Source organism: Shimia fortis (assembly GCF_040225985.1).
Taxonomy (GTDB): domain Bacteria; phylum Pseudomonadota; class Alphaproteobacteria; order Rhodobacterales; family Rhodobacteraceae; genus Shimia.
This window is the reverse complement of the sequence record NZ_JBBPEU010000009.1, coordinates 80,499-101,843: the sequence shown is the minus strand read 5'-3', so window position 1 is coordinate 101,843 and position 21,345 is coordinate 80,499. Positions and strand designations below refer to the sequence as shown.

At 61.2% G+C, this 21,345-nt stretch carries 26 protein-coding genes and 1 other RNA gene; 15 read left to right on the top strand and 12 right to left on the bottom strand.

The genetic code is table 11. The features are described from left to right. Positions 1-25 precede the first annotated feature (25 nt). Genes WNE31_RS14090 through WNE31_RS14080 form a run of 3 tightly spaced genes read left to right on the top strand, consistent with a single transcriptional unit; the run spans position 26 to position 2,373 of the window. Positions 26-907, top strand: coding sequence for a LysR family transcriptional regulator (locus tag WNE31_RS14090; protein ID WP_349980516.1), 882 nt, complete (start codon positions 26-28; stop codon positions 905-907). Further along, on the top strand, positions 904-1,806 hold the full coding sequence (locus WNE31_RS14085) for a DMT family transporter (protein WP_349980514.1): 903 nt from the start codon (positions 904-906) through the stop codon (positions 1,804-1,806). The genes WNE31_RS14090 and WNE31_RS14085 overlap by 4 nt, the downstream gene beginning before the upstream one ends. A 57-nt stretch (positions 1,807-1,863) precedes the next feature. Further along, on the top strand, positions 1,864-2,373 hold the full coding sequence (locus tag WNE31_RS14080; protein ID WP_349980513.1) for a ClbS/DfsB family four-helix bundle protein: 510 nt from the start codon (positions 1,864-1,866) through the stop codon (positions 2,371-2,373). A 12-nt stretch (positions 2,374-2,385) separates the two neighbouring features. On the opposite strand, the gene WNE31_RS14075 is transcribed toward WNE31_RS14080, so the two are convergent. Both WNE31_RS14075 and WNE31_RS14070 read right to left on the bottom strand, forming a co-directional pair. After that, positions 2,386-2,718, bottom strand: a complete 333-nt coding sequence (locus WNE31_RS14075) for an ArsR/SmtB family transcription factor (RefSeq protein WP_349980512.1) — start codon at positions 2,716-2,718, stop codon at positions 2,386-2,388. 59 nt (positions 2,719-2,777) lie between these two features. Beyond that, positions 2,778-4,112, bottom strand: coding sequence for a metal-dependent hydrolase family protein (locus WNE31_RS14070; RefSeq protein WP_349980511.1), 1,335 nt, complete (start codon positions 4,110-4,112; stop codon positions 2,778-2,780). A 186-nt stretch (positions 4,113-4,298) separates the two neighbouring features. Here WNE31_RS14070 and WNE31_RS14065 point away from each other — a divergent pair, with 186 nt between their 5' ends. The 7 genes from WNE31_RS14065 (at position 4,299) to WNE31_RS14035 (ending at position 8,577) form a co-directional block, all read left to right on the top strand. Next, positions 4,299-5,243 (top strand): AraC family transcriptional regulator, encoded by a 945-nt coding sequence (locus WNE31_RS14065; RefSeq protein WP_349980510.1) that lies wholly within the window; start codon positions 4,299-4,301, stop codon positions 5,241-5,243. A gap of 184 nt (positions 5,244-5,427) precedes the next feature. Continuing rightward, entirely contained in the window at positions 5,428-5,757 is a 330-nt protein-coding gene (locus WNE31_RS14060; protein ID WP_349980509.1) for an AtpZ/AtpI family protein, read from the top strand. 2 nt (positions 5,758-5,759) lie between these two features. Next, entirely contained in the window at positions 5,760-6,518 is a 759-nt protein-coding gene (locus tag WNE31_RS14055) for a F0F1 ATP synthase subunit A (RefSeq protein WP_349980508.1), read from the top strand. A 93-nt stretch (positions 6,519-6,611) separates the two neighbouring features. Further along, positions 6,612-6,836, top strand: coding sequence for a F0F1 ATP synthase subunit C (locus tag WNE31_RS14050; RefSeq protein WP_022572950.1), 225 nt, complete (start codon positions 6,612-6,614; stop codon positions 6,834-6,836). Between the two features lie 89 nt (positions 6,837-6,925). Further along, positions 6,926-7,471 carry a F0F1 ATP synthase subunit B' gene (locus WNE31_RS14045; protein ID WP_349980506.1) on the top strand — a complete coding sequence of 182 codons (546 nt, stop codon included), beginning with the start codon at positions 6,926-6,928 and terminating at the stop codon, positions 7,469-7,471. Between the two features lie 5 nt (positions 7,472-7,476). After that, on the top strand, positions 7,477-8,034 hold the full coding sequence (locus tag WNE31_RS14040; RefSeq protein WP_349980505.1) for a F0F1 ATP synthase subunit B: 558 nt from the start codon (positions 7,477-7,479) through the stop codon (positions 8,032-8,034). A 153-nt stretch (positions 8,035-8,187) separates the two neighbouring features. Continuing rightward, positions 8,188-8,577, top strand: a complete 390-nt coding sequence (locus WNE31_RS14035; RefSeq protein ID WP_349980504.1) for a hypothetical protein — start codon at positions 8,188-8,190, stop codon at positions 8,575-8,577. A 124-nt stretch (positions 8,578-8,701) separates the two neighbouring features. Here WNE31_RS14035 and WNE31_RS14030 read toward each other — a convergent pair whose 3' ends face one another. After that, positions 8,702-9,340 carry a ribonuclease T2 gene (locus WNE31_RS14030; RefSeq protein ID WP_349980503.1) on the bottom strand — a complete coding sequence of 213 codons (639 nt, stop codon included), beginning with the start codon at positions 9,338-9,340 and terminating at the stop codon, positions 8,702-8,704. A 132-nt stretch (positions 9,341-9,472) separates the two neighbouring features. Between WNE31_RS14030 and WNE31_RS14025 the strand changes: the two genes are divergently transcribed. After that, complete coding sequence (locus tag WNE31_RS14025; protein ID WP_349980502.1) at positions 9,473-10,234, top strand: DUF1013 domain-containing protein; 762 nt, start codon at positions 9,473-9,475, stop codon at positions 10,232-10,234. A gap of 81 nt (positions 10,235-10,315) precedes the next feature. Here WNE31_RS14025 and WNE31_RS14020 read toward each other — a convergent pair whose 3' ends face one another. The 5 genes from WNE31_RS14020 to WNE31_RS14000 form a co-directional block, all read right to left on the bottom strand. Beyond that, on the bottom strand, positions 10,316-10,702 hold the full coding sequence (locus WNE31_RS14020) for a hypothetical protein (protein WP_349980500.1): 387 nt from the start codon (positions 10,700-10,702) through the stop codon (positions 10,316-10,318). Positions 10,703-10,708: 6 nt separating this feature from the next. Continuing rightward, a complete protein-coding gene (gene recR / locus WNE31_RS14015; RefSeq protein ID WP_349980606.1) occupies positions 10,709-11,299 on the bottom strand; it encodes a recombination mediator RecR in 591 nt (196 codons plus the stop codon). A gap of 88 nt (positions 11,300-11,387) precedes the next feature. Further along, positions 11,388-11,732 (bottom strand): YbaB/EbfC family nucleoid-associated protein, encoded by a 345-nt coding sequence (locus WNE31_RS14010; protein ID WP_349980495.1) that lies wholly within the window; start codon positions 11,730-11,732, stop codon positions 11,388-11,390. 106 nt (positions 11,733-11,838) lie between these two features. After that, positions 11,839-13,590, bottom strand: coding sequence for a DNA polymerase III subunit gamma/tau (locus WNE31_RS14005; RefSeq protein ID WP_349980492.1), 1,752 nt, complete (start codon positions 13,588-13,590; stop codon positions 11,839-11,841). A 67-nt stretch (positions 13,591-13,657) separates the two neighbouring features. Then, positions 13,658-14,023, bottom strand: a complete 366-nt coding sequence (locus WNE31_RS14000) for a YidH family protein (protein ID WP_349980488.1) — start codon at positions 14,021-14,023, stop codon at positions 13,658-13,660. A 131-nt stretch (positions 14,024-14,154) separates the two neighbouring features. On the opposite strand from WNE31_RS14000, the gene ypfJ reads away from it, so the two are divergent. Continuing rightward, positions 14,155-14,991 carry a KPN_02809 family neutral zinc metallopeptidase gene (gene ypfJ / locus WNE31_RS13995; RefSeq protein WP_349980486.1) on the top strand — a complete coding sequence of 279 codons (837 nt, stop codon included), beginning with the start codon at positions 14,155-14,157 and terminating at the stop codon, positions 14,989-14,991. Further along, positions 14,988-15,488: a phosphatase domain-containing putative toxin gene (locus WNE31_RS13990; RefSeq protein WP_349980484.1), complete on the top strand. Its 501-nt coding sequence runs from the start codon at positions 14,988-14,990 to the stop codon at positions 15,486-15,488. Before ypfJ ends, WNE31_RS13990 begins: the two co-directional genes overlap by 4 nt. 35 nt (positions 15,489-15,523) lie before the next feature. On the opposite strand, the gene rsgA is transcribed toward WNE31_RS13990, so the two are convergent. From rsgA to WNE31_RS13975, 3 genes are all read right to left on the bottom strand, one after another. After that, positions 15,524-16,558 (bottom strand): ribosome small subunit-dependent GTPase A, encoded by a 1,035-nt coding sequence (gene rsgA / locus WNE31_RS13985; protein ID WP_349980482.1) that lies wholly within the window; start codon positions 16,556-16,558, stop codon positions 15,524-15,526. A gap of 144 nt (positions 16,559-16,702) precedes the next feature. Beyond that, positions 16,703-16,801: signal recognition particle sRNA small type (gene ffs, locus WNE31_RS13980), an RNA gene on the bottom strand. Between the two features lie 45 nt (positions 16,802-16,846). Next, positions 16,847-18,712, bottom strand: coding sequence for a bifunctional 2',3'-cyclic-nucleotide 2'-phosphodiesterase/3'-nucleotidase (locus tag WNE31_RS13975; RefSeq protein WP_349980480.1), 1,866 nt, complete (start codon positions 18,710-18,712; stop codon positions 16,847-16,849). Positions 18,713-18,914: 202 nt separating this feature from the next. Here WNE31_RS13975 and nudC point away from each other — a divergent pair, with 202 nt between their 5' ends. Both nudC and WNE31_RS13965 read left to right on the top strand, forming a co-directional pair. After that, positions 18,915-19,895: an NAD(+) diphosphatase gene (gene nudC, locus WNE31_RS13970; RefSeq protein WP_349980478.1), complete on the top strand. Its 981-nt coding sequence runs from the start codon at positions 18,915-18,917 to the stop codon at positions 19,893-19,895. Between the two features lie 35 nt (positions 19,896-19,930). Continuing rightward, positions 19,931-20,398 (top strand): SRPBCC family protein, encoded by a 468-nt coding sequence (locus tag WNE31_RS13965; protein WP_349980476.1) that lies wholly within the window; start codon positions 19,931-19,933, stop codon positions 20,396-20,398. Between the two features lie 25 nt (positions 20,399-20,423). Here WNE31_RS13965 and WNE31_RS13960 read toward each other — a convergent pair whose 3' ends face one another. Continuing rightward, positions 20,424-21,263 (bottom strand): prephenate dehydratase, encoded by an 840-nt coding sequence (locus WNE31_RS13960; RefSeq protein ID WP_349980475.1) that lies wholly within the window; start codon positions 21,261-21,263, stop codon positions 20,424-20,426. Between the last annotated feature and the right edge of the window lie 82 nt (positions 21,264-21,345).

Sequence of the window (21,345 nt, the reverse complement as noted above, 5' to 3'; positions counted from 1 at the left end):
GTTGAAATTTGCACAAGGGGTCGTCATGGACAGTTGGGATGAAATCCGCACCGCCTATCAGGTGGCACGCATGGGCACCGTCAGTGGTGCGGCCGAGGTTCTGGGCGTGCACCACGCCACGGTTATCCGCCACATTGATGCACTTGAGGCGAAGCTGGGTGAAAAGCTGTTCCAGCGCCACGCGCGTGGTTATACCCCGACCGAGGCGGGCGAGGATCTGTTGCGCGTCGGCAAGGCAACGGACGACCAGTTCTCGCAACTGGAAGGCCGCATCAAGGGCAGCGGCGAGGCAATGAGCGGCGAACTTGTCGTGACCTCGCTTGAATCCATGTCGCCATTGCTTGTGCCTGTGCTGGCCGAATTTCAGGACCAGCATCCCGAGATCATCGTACGCTATCTGACTGGTACGCGCCTGTTCCGCCTCGAATATGGCGAGGCCCACGTGGCCCTGCGTGCAGGGCCGACGCCCGAGGAACTGGACAATGTCGTGCAACCGCTTGGGCGGCTCGAGATGGGGCTCTATGCAAGCCCGTCCTATGTCGAGAAATATGGGCTGCCCAAGGATGAAACAGACCTTGCCAACCACCGTTTTGTCGGGCCCGATGACACGCGCGTGCGCCCGCCCTTCCTCAGATGGCTGAACGAACAGGTGCGGCGCGACCAGATCGTATTCCGCACGACCGATTCGCTGGCCAATGAACATGCCGTCCTGACCGGCGCGGGGATCGGGTTTCTGCCCAAATGGGTGTACCAGTCCTATCCCGACCTGATCGAGGTCTTACCCTCGCAGGAAGACTGGAGCGGCAACCTGTGGCTCGTGACCCATGTGGACCTGCACCGCACGACCAAGGTGCAGGGCTTCCTCAGCTTCCTAAAAGACCGCGCCAAAAGTTGGGACTGTTCATGACGAATGCCGCCCGTGGCCATCTGGCCATGCTGCTGTTTTCCGCGCTGGTGGCGGGGTCGTTTTCGCTGGGCTCTTTGGCGGCCAATGAAATCGCCCCTGCCGCGCTGAATGCGTTGCGCTTTCTGATTGCCGGTGTCGTGATCGGCGTCGCTGCGCTGGCCAGCACGGGTCTGCCCCGCAGCGCGGCGCGCGCGCCTTGGCGTTATCTTGTGCTGGGCGGGCTGTTCGCCACCTATTTCGTGCTGATGTTCGAAGGTCTGAAAACTGCGGTGCCGGTCAGCACGGCGGCCGTGTTCACCCTGACCCCCCTGATGTCCGCTGCGTTCGGTTATCTCCTGCTGCGCCAGATCATGACCCGTCGCATGGCGCTGGCACTGGCCATCGGGGCGGCCGGGGCGCTTTGGGTGATCTTCCGCGCCGACTGGCGCGCCTTGGTGCAGTTCAACATCGGGCAGGGCGAGGTTTATTACTTTTGGGGCTGCGTAGCCCATGCCATTTATACGCCCATGGTGCGCAAGCTGAACCGCGGAGAACCCGCCGTGGTCTTCACCTTTGGCATGTTGCTGGCAGGGTTCGTGATCCTGACCGTCTATGGCTGGCAGGATATCATGGCGACCGATTGGGCCGCCTTGCCCGCGATTGTCTGGATCACGGTGCTGTACCTCGCGATCTTTGCCTCGGCGGCAACCTTTGTGTTGTTGCAATACGCCACGCTAAACCTGCCAAGCGCCAAGGTCATGGCTTATACCTATCTGGTGCCAAGCTGGGTGATCTGCTGGGAGGTCATCCTGCGCCATGGCGCGCCGACCCCGATGGTCCTGCTGGGCGTGGCGCTGACGGTGGTGGCGCTGGTGATGTTGCTCGAAAACGAAGAAAACGCCTCACCTGCGAAAACTTGAGCCAAATCAGTTTCCCTTACGTAAGCCTGTGCTACCTTATGCGCGGGAGGGTCGCCTGTGCCCGCAGCCACGACGAAATCAGAACTGCTAGAAACCACGGACAAAGAGTTTGCCAAACTGTCCGCGTTGCTTGACGGGCTTGATCCCGCCTTCGCCTGTCTGCCCGATGACGACGGATGGAGTATCAAGGACGTGGTCGCGCATCGGGCCCATTGGATTCAACTGTTTCTTGGCTGGTATCGCGATGGCAAGGCGGGCAAATCCGTGGCCTTTCCCGCGCCGGGCTACAATTGGAACCAGCTGAAAGACTACAATCAGGCCCTGAAGGATGCGCAGGCCCCCATGACATGGGAGGATGCCCGCATCGAATTGCTGGCCGCGTATGATGCACTTGGGGCGCTGATCGTGTCGCTTGAAGAAACGGCGCTTTACGATGGCCCCATGCAGGGGGGGCAGAACGCGTGGACCACGGGGCGCTGGGCCGAGGCTGCCGGTGCCTCGCATTACCGGTCGGCGGCCAAATTCATCCGTGCCCGCCTGCGCGAACTGGAACGGCTCTGCGCCTGATCCTGTCGCCGCTTATCCTTCGCCCAGTTCTTCTTTCAGAAACCGCTCGAACGCATCAAGGTTCACCGGCTCGAACTGGCCGAACCCCTGCATCCAGACCGATGCGGCCTTGAGCGCGTCAGGCTCCAGCTTGCACCATTTCACCCGCCCGCGCTTTTCCTGCGAGATCAGCCCGGCCTTGGTCAGGATCATCAGATGCTTCGAGATCGCGGCAAGGGAAATCTCGAACGGCTCGGCCACGTCGGTCACGGCCATGTCATCTTCCAGCAACATGGTCAGGATCGCGCGCCGGGTCGGGTCGGCCAAGGCGGCAAAGACGGTATCAAGGGCGGTTGTGTCAGTCACGCTTTCGCCTAAGCGAAAAGGGGTGGGGCGGTCAAGCATCGCCTGCCGCCCCGCCCGGATCAGTCGAGCGCGTTCTTGTAGACCTTGCCGTCCTTCATGATCAGGTCGAAATTGTCATGCGGGTTGGCGATCAGGTCGATATCTTCCAGCGGGTTGCCGTCGACAAGGATCAGGTCGGCATAGGCGCCCTCGGCAATCACCCCCAGCTTGCCCTGTTGATAGGGGTGGCGCGGGCCGGACAGTTCCAGCAGCTCGGCATTGGTCGAGGTGGCCATTTTCAGCACCTCGTAGGGCGTATACCAGCGCTGCAGCTTGGCAAGGAAGGCGCCCTGACGCTCGGCCAGTTTTGCATCGAACAGGATATCGGTGCCAAAGGCCACTTTCACACCGACCTCTTTGGCGGTCTTGTAGGTGAAATCGGTGCCGTTGGTCACGTCGATCCATTTCTGCTGGCTGACCGGATCGTCAAAGGAAAACCCGTCTTCGTCGTCCGCCAGCGGCTGAACCGAGAGCCAGACATCGTTTTCACGCATCAGCTCTATGGTTTCGCGGCTCATCAGGAAGCCATGTTCAACGGATTTGACGCCGGCTTCAATGGCGGTCTGCACGGCTGCGTCCGTGAACAGGTGCGAGGCGACATAGGTGTTATAGGTCTCGGCCACTTCGACAAAGGCTTTCAACTCGTCCAGCGTATACTGGCTGACGTCCAGCGGATCATAGGTCGACGAGACGCCGCCCCCGCCGGAAATCTTGAGCTGGGTCGCGCCCATGCGGAAGATCTCGCGTGATTTCTTGATCACTTCGGGCACGCCATCGGCCTGCGCCATAAGGCCCACGGCATACCAGTACCATTGCGAGTCGCCGGGGTTGGTGGGCACCGCCTGATAGGGGCGATAGTCGAAATGGCCCCCGGTCTGGGTGATCGGCGGCCCCGAGGGCAGGATACGCGGGCCGTTGATTTCGCCCCGGTCGATCATCTTCTTGATGGCAAAGGAATTGCCGCCCACGTCGCGCACCGAGGTAAAGCCGCGCATCAGGGTCTTCTCCGATCCCATCGCGCCACGGATGGCCACCTCGTAGATATCACCGGTCACGACGACACTTTGCGGATTGCAGCAGTAAAGCGTGTGCCAGTGCACGTCGATCAGGCCGGGCATCAACGTGCGCCCGCCGCCATCGATGACCGTGCCGCCCGCAACGGCGACATCCTCGGTCGTGACCGACGTAATGAGATTGTTGGTGATGACGACATTGGCATTTTCGATCAGCTTTTCGTTGACGCCGTCGAAAACATTGACGTTGGTAATCAGAACCGGTGGAGTCTCGGCATCCTGCGCCGCAGCTGACGTCGCTGCCGCCAGGAAAATCGCCGTGGCAAAACGGGGAAGGTTCATTTTATGCTCCTTGCAAGGGGGGCGGGACGGACTCCCACTCCTTTTTGGGGGCAAGTTTATCGCCAAAGCGGCTGAGTATTGAGTAACAAAGCTATGCAAATACTTAAATCGGCAGGAATCCCCCGGTCAGCTTCCCGGATTGCCCGGTTTTCGAGCCCTTTGAGCGGGTTGGAGGACATGGGGCTGATGGACGGGCAGATCGTTCAATACGCTCCGGGCGAGGGGCTGGATCAGGTCATGGGGTTTGGCACCGGACGGGTACGGCTTGCGCATATCCGGTTTCCGCATGTGGCATGTGTGCGAACCGGGCAACCGGCGCGCGCAATCCCTTTTTCGCTGCCGCTGGTATCTGCGGAAACATGGACCGTGAACGGGGTGTCGGGGTTTGAGCGGACGCTATTTCTGAACCAGAGCCTTGATGAGACCCATGTGTTTGCCCCCAACCGCAACCTGATCGCGGGCGCGGTGGATCGGGACTTGTTCCTGTCGACGCTTGCGCGGCTTGGGGGGCAGGAACTGGATGAGACAGAGCTTCCCCGTGGCCCGTTGTACCTGACGCACGAGGCGCATGCGGCGGCGCGATGTGCTTTTCTGGATGAGATCTATGACTGGGCCTCTGATACCGATGTAGAACTGGTCGAGGAAGCCGTGGCCTCGACGCTTGCAGAAGCCGTGCTTTCGGTTCTGCGGCCAAACAAAGTGCGGACCAGGGCAGATGCGAGGAGCTACGCGATCTTTGCGACGGCGCATGCGCATTTGCAGTCCTGCGGGGGGCGGGCTGTCTGCATTGACGATCTGTGCCGGATCACCGGGGTCAGCGGGCCGACCCTGACTTCTGCGTTTCGTCGGGTCTGCGGGCAAACCCCGATGCGCTATGCCGCGCGCCTGCGACTGGCTCAGGCCCATCGGCTTTTGACGCGCCACGACGCCGATATCGTCTGCGTCAAGGAAGCCGCCTTGCGCGCCGGGTTTACCGAGATGGGCCGGTTCAGCGCGCTCTATGAAAGTGCTTATGGCGCCTTGCCTTCCGGGGTTTTGCGCAGTGCGCGGCAGGACGGTATCGCTCTGGGCCAATGGTTGCGCGCAAGTGGCGACCCGGTGGCGTCGAATAAAACTCAACCAAACTGTTGAATATTGGTTTTGGCGCAAATGCCGGGATTTTCCGCCTGCGACGGAATCTCCTCTTTGGATTGGGCGTCTGTTAGTTTTCATAAAATCAATGAGTTAGCTTTGATTTATGAGGTGTGTGTAATCCATTGACTCAGAACGTGCTGCACCGTAGCAATGCCCCAACGTCTGAAGTGGGAAATTGCGTGTGACCGATCCCGAACACCAAGAGCGTATGACGCAGCTTGAACAACGGATCGAGGCGGCCAAAAGGGCCCAGGACCCCAAGCCCCGCGCGGACGAGCACTATTCGGCAGCCAACCTGGCCTGGCGCATGGTGATTGAACTGGTAGCCGGTCTCGGGATCGGCTTCGGCATCGGATACGGGCTGGATATCCTGTTTGGAACCCTGCCCATCTTCATGGTGCTGTTTACAATGTTGGGTCTGGCGGCCGGTATCAAGACGATGCTGCGCAGCGCCAAAGAGATCCAGAAGGAACAAGAGGCCGAACAGGCCGAGAGAAACGAGAGGACGTAAACGTGGCAAGCGAAGCACACGGCGCCGAAGAGGGCGGTCTGGTATTCCACCCGATGGATCAGTTCATTATCAAGCCGCTGTTTGGTGGCGACGCGATCCACTGGTACACCATCACCAACGCGACCCTTTGGATGGCTCTGGCCGTTCTGGCCGTCATTGCCATGATGGTCTTCGGCACCCGCAGCCGCGCCATCGTGCCCAGCCGTTCGCAATCGATCGGCGAACTGGCGTATGGTTTCATTTACAAGATGGTCGAAGACGTCGCCGGCAAGGACGCGGTCAAGTTCTTCCCCTACATCATGACGCTCTTCATGTTCATCGTTATGGCCAACTTCCTTGGCCTGATCCCGATGTCCTTCACCACAACCTCGCACTTCGCCGTGACCGTGGTTCTGGCGCTTCTGGTCTTCGTGACTGTCACGGTTGTTGGCTTTGTCAAGAACGGCGCGGCGTTCCTTGGCCTCTTCTGGGTCTCGTCGGCCCCGCTGGCCCTGCGCCCGATCCTGGCGATCATCGAGATCATTTCCTATTTCGTCCGCCCCGTCAGCCACAGCATTCGTCTGGCCGGCAACGTGATGGCAGGCCACGCCGTGATCAAGGTTTTCGCAGGCTTCGCCGCGATCGCCGTCGTCAGCCCCGTTTCGGTTGTCGCCATCACCGCGATGTACGGTCTTGAGGTCCTCGTGTCCTTCATCCAGGCCTACGTCTTCACCATTCTGACTTGTGTTTACCTGAAGGACGCTCTGCATCCGTCGCACTAGGGTCAAGGTGGGTTTCACACCCACCCAATGCCAAACGACAAGTCACACCCGAACACACCTAATACCAACTTCCAATCGTAAGGAGATACACCCATGGAAGGTCAACTCGCACACATCGGCGCAGGTCTCGCAGCAATCGGTTCCGGCGCAGCCGCTATCGGTGTTGGTAACGTTGCAGGCAACTACCTGGCCGGCGCTCTGCGCAACCCCTCGGCAGCTGCTTCGCAAACTGCCACCCTGTTCATCGGTATCGCATTCGCAGAAGCACTGGGCATCTTCTCGTTCCTGGTTGCTCTGCTGCTGATGTTCGCCGTCTAAGCCGACTGGACTTATCCTTACGTGCGGGCGCGGGCGCGTCCCTGACAGCGCCCCGCCCGTAATCTAACGGAAGTTCCCAGGAGGACGACATGGCATCTTCAACAACAGAAGCCGCAGGCCACGCCGCCGACGCCGCCGCGTCCGCGCCCGGCATGCCGCAGCTCGACTTCTCGAACTGGGGCAACCAGATTTTCTGGCTTTTGATCACGCTGGTCGTGATCTACTTCGTCCTGTCGCGCATCGCGCTTCCGCGCATCGCAGCGGTTCTGGCCGAGCGCCAGGGGACAATCACGAATGACATCGCCGCAGCGGAAGAGCTGAAGGCGAAAGCCGTCGAAGCGGAAGAGGCCTATAACAAGGCGCTCGCAGATGCGCGTGCGGAAGCACAGAACATCGTCGCTGAGGCCAAGGCCGAGATTCAGGCCGATCTGGATGCAGCCACCGCCAAGGCGGATGCAGAGATCGCTGCCAAGGCCGCCGAGTCGGAAAAGGCAATCGCCGAGATCCGCGCCGGTGCGCTTGAAAGCGTCAAGGTCGTGGCAACCGAGACGGCAGCCGAAATCGTATCGGCACTGGGTGGGAAGGCAGATGACTCTGCCGTGACCGCCGCTGTCGACACACGGATGAAGGGGTAAGAGAAATGCGGAAACTGGCAACTCTCATCGCCCTGACGGCAGCTTCGCCGGCCTTCGCCGCAAGCGGTCCGTTCTTCTCGCTGAAAAACACGGACTTTATCGTGTTTCTCGCGTTCATCCTGTTCATCGCGGTCCTGTTCTACTTCAAGGTTCCGTCGCTGCTGGCTGGCATGTTGGACAAGCGCGCCGAAGGCATCCAGTCGGAACTTGACGAAGCGCGCGCCCTGCGTGAAGAAGCACAGACCCTGCTGGCCTCTTACGAGCGCAAGCAGAAAGAAGTGCAGGAACAGGCCGACCGCATCGTCGAGCACGCCAAGGCAGAAGCCGCCAACGCGGCGGAATTGGCCAAGGCCGACCTGAAAGCGTCGATTGCACGCCGCCTGGCCGCCGCCGAAGAGCAGATCGCCTCTGCCGAAGCCGGCGCTGTCAAGGAAGTGCGCGATCAGGCGATCACCGTGGCCATCGCTGCCGCCAATGACGTCATCGCCAAGCAGATGACTGCAGCGCAGGGCAACAAGCTGATCGACGACGCAATCGCCGAAGTGGAAGCCAAGCTGCACTAAGCGGTTTCCACCGGACAGATTTGAGAAACCCGGCCTTTGGGCCGGGTTTTTCTTTTTCGGGATTTGGGGGGCATCACAACTGCGACGCCCTTTTCTTGCCACGATGATGTGTTTCTTTTCCGGCATCCGCTTTGAAAATGACAAGGCTGCCTTATGAAACACGTCGCTTTTCTCCTGTGCGTGGCCTCGATCGCCGCGTGCAGCGCCTCTCCCAACACGATGCGTGTCTCCAGCAAATCCGTGACCTCGGATCCACGCGAAGTGTTCAACGCCAAGAATGTTCTGGCCTCGAAAACCGTGCGCCCCCACGAAGCAAGCTTTACCGGATTTCAGGCGTTTGCCCTCGGCAATGGCGATCGGGTCTATTGCGGGCAAATGGATGCGACACTTCCCACGGGCGCGCGCACCGGCCAGATCCCGTTTTACGTCCGAACCGATGGCGTGACCGTCAAGGCACTTCACTACAAACCCGAGTCAGCCGAGTTCGCCAGCCGCAAGTGTACAGAGGTCAACAAGGGCTCTATCAAGATTAGCCCGCACTAGGGGCGGGCGTTTCGGCCTAACCCGCTGTTAAGCCTTGGACGCTGTTAAATTTGGACGCTGTCAAATTTTGTACAAAACAACAAGATGCCGCGCGAAGTACGTACAAACCAGACCATTTCCAGCACTACCGCACCGGATCGAACCGCGCATTGTTCAGGGTGCAATCCTTGATGACGTCCCGCCCGCAGGGTACCGGCTTCAACTCTCGTGACAGGCAAATCCGCGCTTCCTGAATGAACCCGTCGCGGCAGGTGATGGTCACCATATCGTGCTCAAGCTGCGGATTGGCCTTGAGAAACGCGTCCTCCACCACGCTGGCGGGCAGCTTGATGGTCTTGTCGAGCTTGCGGAAAACCTGCGGTTTGGTGACACTGTCAAAGGCGGTGCGCGACAGGTCATAATACCTCTCGGCAGACAGGCCGGAACAGCGCCCGTGTTTCTTCCATTGATACCAGGCGAGCCCGGAAGTCCCCATGATATCAGAGATTTGTTCTGTCATCCATCGGGGTGGGTTGCGATGGATGGTCGAACATTGTTCGGGCCAGCCGCGATGGTATTGCGGCCACAACCCGTGCAACACCCAGCCGAAATCCTCATCATAGTCGCATTGCGGCGATTTCTTCGCGTCTCCCTCGGTCGCGCACCAGTTCGGCGACCAGCTGAGCGCAAGCACGTAATAGTCGAATTCGCCGGCCTTGTGGGTCTGGGCCGTGGCTTGCATTGCCAGCAGAAACACGCTGGCACAGAAAATCAGGACACGCATTCACTCTTTCCTTATGGGTTTCTTGCCACTATATAGGCGCCAAGTTCCCCGACAACGGAAACCCGCACCCCTCAAAAGGTGCCGCCTGCAAAGTCAGGCAACGGGGAAGATTTATGTGAAGGAGAAGTGCAAATGGCCAAATTGCTGCACCCCAAGGCAACCGCCGTATGGCTGGTCGACAATACCACGATCAGCTTCAAGCAGATCGCGGATTTTGTCGGTATGCACGAGCTGGAAATTCAGGGCATTGCCGATGGCGACGTAGCGGCGGGCGTCAAGGGTTTTGATCCCGTTGCCAACAACCAGCTGACCCAGGAAGAGCTCGATACGGCCGAGGGCAATCCGCTGCACAAGTTGAAGCTCAAGTTTAACGCTGCAGCCGCTGGCGAGGAAAAGCGCCGTGGCCCGCGTTACACCCCCCTGTCCAAGCGTCAGGACCGCCCGGCCTCGATCCTGTGGCTGGTCAAGTTCCACCCTGAACTGTCGGACGGCCAGATCTCGAAACTGGTGGGCACCACCAAGCCGACCATTCAGGCCATCCGCGAGCGGACCCATTGGAACATTGCCAACATCCAGCCGATTGATCCGGTTGCGCTTGGGCTGTGTAAACAGTCCGAACTGGACGCTGCGGTTCAGAAAGCCGCCGCCAAGAAAGCTGCCGATGGCAGCGTGATGAGCGATGACGAGCGTCGCAAGCTGGTCTCAACCGAACAGTCGCTTGAAATGGAAGCGGAACCCAAGATTCCGACCGCGATCGAGGGGCTGGAAACCTTCTCGCTCTCGACGGATGACGTGGATGACGATGAAGATGATCTGCGCAAGGGCGACTACTCTGATGCGGACAGCTTCTTCAATCTGCCTGGCGGGGACGATGACGAAGACGAACAACCCTAAATCGCAGGGGTTTACCATCTAAAAGGCCGTTCCTTCGGGGGGCGGCCTTTTTGTTTAGGTGGCGCGTGATCGGGCGACCAGTCAAGAACGGTCGCGCAGCCAGACGGGCAGGGCCGCGAAGGCGATCTGCCCCGCAAGCCCCACAGCCCCGTGAAGCGTGCCGAACCCGGCAAGGAACGCGTGGGCTGTCATATCAAACAGGGTCACGGCAACCGCCAGTTCCGCCAGCATCAATAGGGCAAAGGCGACGGCGCCCATCACCATGGCCTCGCCTTTGGTCAGCCGCGGGACCTTGCGCAAAAGACTTATGCACAGGACATAAGCCACCGTCAGGATCACCGGCAGTTCTATCAGAACAGCAATGAGTGGGCCGCTCAGAGGGACTAGAATAACTGTTCGCAGTGCACCGAACAGGAAAGCCACCGGAAACAGGATGGCAACATACAGAACCCCCAGACGCGCTGCCATCGGGTGTCAGATCTGTTTGCGAGCGGTCAGGGCCGCGCTGATCGTGCCTTCGTCGAGATAGTCCAACTCGCCACCGATCGGCACACCTTGGGCCAGCGAGGTCAGGCGCACCCGTCCCTCCAACTGATCGGCGATGTAATGGGCGGTGGTCTGGCCATCCACCGTGGCGTTCAGCGCAAGGATGACCTCGGAAATACCCTCGGCGGTCACGCGGTCGACCAAACGCGGGATCGACAGGTCTTCGGGGCCGACCCCGTCCAGTGCCGAAAGCGTGCCACCCAAGACGTGATAGCGCCCCTTGAACACACCCGCCCGTTCCATCGCCCAGAGGTCGGATACATCCTCTACCACGCAGATTTCACCGGTGGCGCGTTTGTCGTCGCTGCAGATCTCGCAAATTTCACTGGTGCCAACATTGCCGCAGTTCAGGCATTCGCGGGCGCTGATCGCGACAGCCTGCATGGCGTCGGACAGCGGCGTCAAAAGCAGGGCGCGTTTCCGGATCAGATGCAGCACGGCCCGTCGTGCTGAGCGCGGCCCAAGACCCGGCAGCTTGGCCATCAGGTCAATCAGGGTTTCGATCTCGTTGCTGCGCATGAACTGCCCCATTCTGGCTGTCGGCACGGGACTGCGCCGACAGGTCTTGGTTCGTCATAGTAAGTGGATGACGGGGCGCGGCAAGCCCTTAGAAGGGCATCTTGAAATCGGCGGGCAGACCAAGGTCGCCGGCGATTTTCTGCATTTCCTCCTGCGCGCGCTCGGCCGCCTTGGTCTGGGCGTCCTTGATCGCGGCCAGGATCAGGTCTTCGACTACTTCCTTGTCGTCGCCGTTAAAGATCGACGGGTCGATATCCAGTGCCTTCAACTCGCCCTTGGCAGTGGCGGTCGCCTTGACCAGACCCGCGCCACTTTCGCCGGTGACGGTGATGGTTTCCAGATCTTCCTGCATCTGGGCCATCTTGGCCTGGGCTTCCTGGGCCTGTTTCATCATCTTGGCCATATCGCCAAGCTGGCCGAGTCCTTTGAGCATATGTCGTCTCCTGATCGGGGTTGTAGGATTTGGCCCTAGATATGCGGAAACCGTCGCCGCCACAAGAATGCAAGGGCCTTGCGGGTCTTGGTGGTCGGGCCGGACCTCAGTCTTCTTCGAAGGGATCCCATTCGTCCTCGACCTCGGGCAGGGCCTCGGCCATGGCTTCCTGTGCGATTTCCTGCGGGGTCTTGATTTCAGTGATCTTGGCTGTTGGGAAGGCGGCGATCACGGCCCGCACCATCGGATGCTGCATGGCTTCTTCTTTGAGTGCGTTCTCTGCTGCGTTGCGCTTTTCAAGAATGGTCTCGGTGCCACCGCTGTTGACAAGGATCACGGCCCAGCGATTGCCAGTCCAGCTTTGCAGGCGCGACCCAAGCCGTTGGGCGAGGTCTGATGGCGCTGTCGGCGTTGGTTCGAATTCAATCCGTCCGGGGCGATAGCTGACAAGACGCAGATCGGCCTCGACATCCATCAACAATTTGCCGTCGCGGTTCTTGCGGATCAGTTCGATCACGTGGTCGAAGGTGGCATAGCGTGCCAGCGCGTTCTCGCTCTGCGGGGCCAGCGCCACGACCGTACCGCCGCCAGACGGGCCTGACACGTGTGTGCTGCCATAGGCGGTGGTCCCGCCTTGCGGACCGGGGGTCGGGGCGCCGCCACCGGGGCCACCGGGCATGGGCGGCGGCGGGGTGGCGTCTTTGAGTTTGCGGACCAGTTCTTCGGGGCTGGGCAAGTCGGCCACATGGGTCAGGCGGATGATCGCCATTTCCGCCGCCATCATCGCGTTCGGGGCGGCGGCGACCTCTTCCAGCGCCTTGAGCAGCATCTGCCACATCCGCGTCATCACACGCATGGGCAGCTTGCCCGCCATCTCGACACCGCGGGCGCGTTCATCGGGGCTGATCGTGGGGTCATCGGCGGCATCCGGCGTAATCTTCACCACGCTGACCCAATGGGTGATCTCGGCCAAATCGCGCAGCACCGCCATCGGATCGGCCCCGTCGGCATATTGGGCCGACAACTCGGCCAGCGCAGCGGCGGCATCGCCCCGCATGATCATGTCATAGAGGTCCAGCACACGACCCCGATCCGCCAGCCCCAGCATTGCGCGCACCTGATCGGCGGTGGTTTCGCCCGCCCCGTGGGAAATCGCCTGATCGAGAAGCGAGGTTGCGTCGCGGGCCGATCCTTCGGCAGCGCGGGTGATGAGCGCCAGGGCCTCGTCGGTGATCTGCGCACCTTCGGCGGTCGCGATCTTGCGCAACAGGCCGATCTGGTCCTCGGGTTCGATACGGCGCAGGTCAAAGCGTTGGCAACGCGACAAAACCGTGACCGGTACTTTGCGGATTTCAGTCGTGGCAAAAATGAATTTCACATGCGCGGGCGGTTCTTCCAGCGTCTTGAGCAGCGCGTTGAACGCGCTGGTCGACAGCATGTGCACCTCGTCGATGATGTAAATCTTGTAGCGGGCCGAGGCCGCGCGATAGTGGACCGAGTCGATGATCTCTCGGATGTCGTTCACACCTGTGCGCGAGGCGGCGTCCATCTCCATCACGTCGACATGGCGACCTTCCATGATGGCGGTGCAATGTTCGCACTGCCCGCAGGGTTCGGTGGTCGGTCCGCCATTGCCATCGACCCCGATACAGTTCATGCCCTTGGCAATGATCCGGGCGGTCGTGGTTTTCCCGGTGCCGCGAATCCCTGTCATCACAAAGGCCTGTGCGATCCGGTCGGCCTCGAACGCGTTTTTCAGGGTGCGTACCATGGCATCCTGCCCGACAAGATCGGCAAAGGTCTCGGGGCGGTATTTACGGGCGAGAACCTGATAGGCGGTGTCGGGTGTGTCGGTCATGAAGGGCCTTCGCGCAGGATTCGGCAGTTCGGTCAGAGGTTACGGGGCCTCGCGGGCGAGGTCCACCTCAGAGCGCCCACAATATGGCACCGGTTGCAAGGGCAGCGATGGTCATCAGCACGGTCAGACGGGTATAGGCGCGCGTTGGCATCGGCTCGGAGTCCTGATCGTTCAGGCGCGAAAGGGTCCGGCAGGCCTGACGACGTGCCGCCCAGAAAATCACGATGGCCGTGATCAGAAACAGCGAGGCCACGGCCTTGGCCGCCCAGGTCGGGTCGAAATCCCCGAACACCGCCTTAAGCCCCACGGCAACGCCAATCGCGCCCAGCCCCGTGCCCATCCACGCCGAAAAGGTGCGTTCATTGGCCATGATCGTGCGATCTTCGGCCCATCGGGTGCGGCTCTCCGCGCGGTCTTGGGTGTCATCACTCATGCTCTGAACCATACCGTGCTTTTGCGGATGCGCCACTGCGGAAATGGCGCTGTTGCAAGGCCGGGGCGCGTCACGCTTGGCGCTGTCGGGGTGTTGCGGTATGGTGATCGCTGTTTGACAAGAGGTGCGGTATGCGTTTGCGCGGGGTTAGGAAAAGCCGGAACATAGAGGACCGACGGCGCAGCGGCACGGGCCGTGGTGTCGGGATCGGCGGTGTGGGCCTGCTTATCGTGCTGGCGATCGGCTATTTCGCGGGCGTCGACGTGACGCCCTTGTTGCAAGAGGCATCCGCCCCGCAGCCTGCCGAACAGCAGGAACTGAGCGTCGAGGAACAACGCGCCGGTGCCTTTTCCGCCGCCGTTCTGGGCACCACCGAGGATGTCTGGAGCGATATTTTCGCAGAAGAACTGGGCCGGTCCTATGTGCCGCCCGTGCTTGTCCTCTATTCCGGCGTGACCCAAAGCCCCTGTGGCGGGGCCAGCGGTGCCACGGGGCCATTCTATTGTCCGGCGGATCAAAAGGCCTATCTCGACACTGAATTTTTCGCCACCATGGCCCGCCAGTTGCAGGCCGGGGGTGATTTCGCGGCGGCCTATGTGATTGCGCATGAGGTGGCCCACCACGTGCAGAACGAACTGGGCATCCTGCCCGAGGTCAATCGCATCCGCCAGCGTGTCTCGCAGACCGAGGCCAACGCCCTGACCGTGCGGCTGGAGCTGCAGGCCGATTGCCTGTCGGGCGTCTGGGCGCGTCATGTCGACGGGTTGCTGGAACCCGGTGACATGGAAGAGGCGCTGAATGCCGCGCGGATGATCGGCGATGACCACCTGCAAAAGCGCGCAGGGCGCGTGCCGCAACCACACACCTTTACCCATGGCACCTCGGCCCAACGGGCGCGCTGGTTTGCGCGGGGCTATGAGCGTGGCGATATCAGCCGCTGCAATACATTCGAGGCATCCCGCCTATGAGTTTCGGAATTTCCAGTCTGAGTGCCGGCGCCGGCGATCTGGGCATCTGCCCCGCGCCCGGGCGCTTTGGCGATTATCCTGCCGATATGGCTTCGGTCGTGGCATGGGCCCCGCGTCTGGTTCTCACCATGACCGAACAATGTGAACTCGACAGGATCGGCGCGGCCCGGTTCGGGCCGGATCTTGAAAAGCACGGCATCGGGTGGGTGCATTTGCCGATCCGCGATTTCGGGGCCCCGCAAGGCGCAACACTGGCCCAATGGCCCGAGGCCAGCGGCCGTGCCCGCGCCGTGTTGTCGGCGGGGGGGCGTGTGCTTGTGCATTGTTATGGCGGATGTGGGCGCTCGGGCATGGCGCTGTTGCGGCTTCTGGTCGAGATGGGGGAAGAGGTCGACGTGGCCCTGCATCGTCTGCGCGCGGTGCGCCCCTGTGCGGTGGAAACCGACGCCCAGATGAGCTGGGCCGGATTGTCTGGCGCGATCCGAACCGGCCTTTGATGACAGGGGCGCGACCTCTGCCGCGCCCCGCCGGATCAGCGGTTTCGCCGGCGTTTTTCCTGCATCACCGAGCGGACCATCTTGCCAAACGCTTTGTCCTTCGCGCGGGCCTCGTGCAGCGCGGCGCTGTTATGGGCGTCTTCGCGCAACAGTTTGTTCCAGCGCACAAGACGGTCGGGCGACAGGGTGCCCTGCGCAATCGCCTCTTGCACCGCGCATCCCGGCTCGGAGTCATGCTGACAGTCTGAAAACCGGCAGTTTCGTGCCAGTTGCGCGATATCGTCGAATACCGCGTCGATCCCGTCAGCGGTCCCGGCCAGCCGAAGGGCACGCATGCCGGGCGTATCGATCAGCCACCCGCCATGCACCGTGCGAAACAGGCCGCGCGCGGTGGTGGTATGGCGGCCCTTGGCGTCATCCTCGCGAATGCCCTGCGTTGCAAGATGCGCTTGGGTCAGGCCATTAGAGATCGTCGACTTGCCGACGCCGGAACTGCCCACCAACGCAAGGGTCTGACCATTGCGGCACCAAGGCGCAAGCCGCGCGACATCATCCGGTGCCTGCGCATTGAGGGCCAGTGCGGTCACCAGCGGTGACAGGCGTTCGGCCTGCCGCACGTATTCGCGCGCGTTCTCGCAAAGATCGGCCTTGGTCAGGATCACCAGCGGCAGGCACCCGGCCCCGGATGCCAGCGCCAGATACCGTTCCAGTCGCGCCTGGTTGAAGTCGGCATTGCACGAGGTCACGATCCCGAGCGTATCGACATTGGCCGCGATCAACTGGGTTTCGGCCGATGTGCCGGCGGCGCGACGGCTGAGCGTGGTCTGGCGCTCAAGCACCCTTTCAAGCCGCTGTTGATCCGCGGTCATGATCCCCCAGTCGCCCACGGCAAAGGCCGCGGTAGATGTCTTGGGGGGTGGCAACAGGGTCAGGTTGCCGTCCGGTCCTGACACGAACAGGCGGTCACGCGCCACCGAGGTGATGCGCACGGCGCGCGCGGCATCGTCTGGCGAAACCTGCGCACGGAAGTATGCCGACCAGCCAAGGTCAGGCAGTGAATATTGGGTCATTGTTTTGAAGTCCCGAGAATGAATCAATCAGTTGCGCAAACCAAGGGTCGCGCAGTGCAGGTTCATCGGGCAGAAGCGTCCTGTTTCAGGCAGCTACGGCCCGGAAGGGTGCTACATTCTCCATGTATCCTCCGGGTACTTTGTGGGTGAGAGGTTGGACATCGACCCAAGCGGGGCTCGTTGTGGCTGCTACCTTCCGGTCCTGACCAGGTTGGCGAGGCGCTTGCCCGCGCCAACCTCTCGATGCGGGATATAGGCGTTTGGGGCGGGTGATGCAAGATGTCGAGATCAGGTCAAATCATAACGGCACAGCAGAAACCCGTCCGGCGTTGCGCCGATCTGCGACAGGCGGCGTGAGTCCGACAGGTGCGAAACCGCTGCGGGGGTGGTTGCAAACGTGGCTGCGGCGCCGGGAACGGGTGTGAATTGCCACGGGGTCCGCGCCGCGCCGACCTGTCCGTCAATCGCCTGCAAATGGGTGATGATCAAGTCGCGCACCTTGGTTGTGTCCTCGAAAATGATTCGGTCCGGCGCGACATGCGGGACATATCCGCCGCCGCCCGCACGATAGTTGTTCACGGCCACCACGAAGTCCTGGGCGGGGTCGATAGGGGCGCCTTTATGGCAGATGTTTTGCACGCGGCGCGTGGCCGGACTGCGCAAGCCGCCATCCGTGCCATAGCGGGCCGGCTGGGACAGGTCGATCTGATAGGTCAGGCCAAAGATTGTGTCGCTGTTGTAGGGCGGAAATGAAATATCGACCAAGGGCTGGTCGCCCCGACCGGGCAAGGCCTGTCGATAGATGCTCGCCGCCATTTCCAACCAGTCGGCAAGTTCGGCGCCCGTCATGCGCAAAGCACAGATTTCGTTCGGGAAATACTGGATATCCGTAATGTGGCTCAGGGCAATCGGACCCGCAGGCACGTCGGTATAGTGGGTTGGCCCGCCTCGACCGCCGCATTTCTGGGGGGCGCTGGCCGACAATAGGGGCAGGTCGGCGTAGGGGGTGCCCCGCAGTTTCTGGTGAACATAGCGGGCCTGCGCATCGGCAATGACCTGAAGGCACAGATTGCCCGGCAAGAGGCCGAAATAACTGTGTAGGGGACGGTCGGTATGCCCGACCGGTTTGCGGATTTCACTGATTAGCCAGTCATGTGCGGGTTGCAGAAGACGGACGAAATCCGGGTCTTCCGCTACCAGCGCCGGGGCGCCGCTTGCCAGCTCGGCCTTGGCCGCGCCAAGCCGGAACCCCGCATCGCAGGGCGACAGCACCAGCGTGAACTTGGCCAGAGATCGCCCCCCTGGTCCGGGCATGAGCGTCGACGTGCCGTGAATGCGGGCGTTCTCGTGGTCAAACGCCGCGTCGTCGGGTTGGCCGCTACCGGGAAAGGCAAGATGCGAATGTCCGGCCACCACCACGTCGACCCCGTCAAGGGCAGCCACCGCTGCCGCAGCATGTTCCATGCCCGCGACATGGGGGCCTGCGCTCAGCCCGGTGTGGGCCAGCGCGATGATCAGATCGACGCCCTGCGCCCTCAGGCGATCCACAGACCGGCGCGCGCCCACAAGAATGTCCTCGGCCCGAATCTTTTCACCGATTCGCGAACGATCCCAGCTCAGCACCTGCGGCGGCATGACCCCGAACAGGCCGATCCTGAGTGTGTGCGACCGCCCGCTGCCATCGGTAACGCTGCGCTCAAGCACTGTGTCAGGTAGCCAGATGTCCTTGGTGAGTTCGGCACTGGGGTCTGTGGCTATCAGGTTGGCGCAGAGTTTGGGAAACCTCGCCCGCGCCAGCGTCGCCTTCAGGTCTGCCAAGGACAGGTTGAATTCATGGTTGCCCAAGGCTGCCGCATCATAGCCAAGGTGGTTCATGGCCGTGATCACGGGGTTTTCCAATGTCTCGGGCGGGGTCAGATCCACGAAAAGATCAGACAGCGGCGTCCCCTGAAGAAAATCTCCGTTGTCCAGAAGCAGGGTATTGGCACTCAAGGCACGTTCCCGCGCGATCAGGCTGGCAAGGCGGCTGAGCGCAGGGCGTTCGCTCGGCTGGTCCGCGTAATAGTCGTAGGACAAGAGGTTCGCATGCACGTCGCTGGTCGCGAGCACGGTCAGCACGATGTCATCAGGCGAAAGGGTCAAATCAGATGTCATGGCCATGTGTGCATGAAATAGTGGAAAGAAAACAATTTGGTACGACCAACCTGTGTCTCTAGGGAATCATCAGCAGGCCCCTTGCACAAGAGGTGAATTGTCCCACCGTGTCCATCACCAACCCGTTTTCTGAGGCGCAAAGACAGCTTTCCATTGCCCGCCTGCCCAACACATGGCAAGCGGGGTCAAGCAGGAGGCGTATATGAAACACGCGGAGACAGTGACATTTGGCGGGTCCGGACTGGACCGGTTTGCCCATATCCGGGGCGACGAGGCGGCCCTCAATGCGGCACGGGAACAGGCCGAAACGACAGCGATCCTTTTGTGGCGGGGCAAACCGCTTGTCGGTGGCGAGGCGCTTGACCATCTGGTCCGGCTGCCGATGGATCATCCCGTTCTGGCCGAGGCAAACCCGAACCCCGTCTATCTCGGGCGTGAAGACAGTGGAGACAATGGTGGCCATTGCTTCGCCTTCGATCTCTCGGGGTGGACGCCCCCGGATCTGGATGACGCAAGTTTCAACAGCTTTCTTGACCGCAGCGAACAGCAGCACCCGCTCTTGCCGGACGGACAGGTCTTTGCCGAACTGCGCGGGCTGATGACCCGTCTGGACGCGCGCGACGCAGAACTGGCGGCCACGGCCAAGGCCGTGTTCGGCTGGCACCGGTCGCACATGTTTTGTGCGCTGTGCGGCGCGCCAAGTGTTATGGCGATGGCCGGATGGCAGCGGGATTGTCCCAGTTGCGGCGGTCACCATTTCCCGCGCACCGACCCCGTGGTGATCATGCTGATTACCCACGGTAACAAAGTTTTGATGGGGCGCAGCCCCGGCTGGCCCGAGGGCATGTATTCGCTGCTCGCAGGGTTCGTCGAACCTGGCGAAACACTCGAGGCTGCGGTGAGGCGTGAGGTGGCCGAGGAATCGGGCATCAAGGTCGGAGAGGTTTGCTATCTCGCCAGCCAGCCTTGGGCCTTTCCGTCCTCGCTAATGTTTGGGTGCCGGGGTGAAGCTCTGACAGAAGAGATCACGCTGGACCCGAACGAGCTTGAACATGCGATGTGGATCAGCCGCGAAGAGATGATGCAGGCCTTTGCCGGGCTACATCCCGTACTGAAACCCGCCCGAAAAGGGGCCATTGCGCATTTCCTGCTGCGCAACTGGCTTGCGGATCGGTTGGATTAACGCAAAACTGACAAAAACATCACAAGAGCAGTGCTATGGAAATTTCTTCGAAGGCAGACATGGACGTCCCGATCGCGCAGGCGTTCGAACTCGTGACCGATTTTGCACGGCATGAACGCTCGGCGATGCGACGCGGCGCCGAGGTGTCGCGCACCGATGCGCTCAAAGTACCCGGGGTGGGGGCCAGTTGGGACATCCGCTTTGATCTGCGCGGCAAAACCCGCGAGATGACACTCGAGGTTGTTGAATTCGACCGTCCCAATCAGGTCGCGCTGAGCAGCACCATGCAGGGGCTTGATTCGCGGGTTGAGATTGAACTTGTCGCTCTGTCACGGACCCGCACGCGCCTGATCCTGCGGTCGACGATGAAACCCAAGACGTTGACCGCGCGGCTGTTGCTGCAATCGGCCAAACTGGCCATGGGCAACATCACCAAGAAACTGGACAAGCGTATGCTGGCCTATGCCGAAGACCTCGAAGACCGTTATTCCAAGATGGCCTGAAACGGCCTGAGGCTATGGTCCTGCGTCAGTCGAGGTGACGCGGTTTGGCCGCCGGATAAACTCCGAGAATATTCAAAGAGTTGGTGAAATAGTCCAGCTCCTCCAGCGCACGGCGGACCGGCGCGTCGTCGGGGTGGCCTTCGATATCGGCATAGAACCGCGTGGCCGTGAACGACCCGTCCACCATATAGCTTTCCAGCTTGGTCATGTTGACGCCGTTGGTGGCAAAACCGCCCATACCTTTGTAAAGCGCGGCCGGAATGTTGCGTACCTCGAACACGAAGGTCGTCATCATCTCGATATCGCCACGACGGCTGTAGTCCGGTTCGCGCGACATGATGACAAAGCGGGTGGTGTTGTGGCCGTGGTCCTCGATATCCGAGGCCAGCACGTCCAGCCCGTAAATCTCGGCCGCCAGTTCCGAGGCCAGAACACCTTCGTTGAGGGCCCCGCTTTCGGCCAGTTCGCGCGCCGCACCGGCGCTGTCGGCGGCGGCAATGCCGTGAATCCCGTGCATCTTCAGAAAGTTGGCCGATTGCGGCAGCAATACCAGATGCGCGCGCACGGTGTCGATCTCGTCCAGCGTTGCGCCGGGCTGTGCCATCAGGCTGATCCGGACGCGCACAAAGGCCTCATCCACGATGTGCAGCCCGCTTTCCGGCAAAAGGCGGTGGATATCCGCCACGCGGCCATAGGTCGAGTTTTCAATCGGCAACATGGCAAGCTCGGCCTCACCCGACCGCACGGCGGCGATCACCTCTTCAAACGTATGGCAGGGCAGGGCCTCCATGTCGGGGCGGGCCTCGTGACAGGCCTGGTGGGAATAGGCACCCGGCTCTCCCTGAAATGCGATGCGTTTGGTCATCTGTTGCTTTTCCGTCTTTTGCGCCAAGTTGGGCGTTTCGTCGCGGTAACTATACCTTGCCTTTGGTAAGAGGAAGCGGATA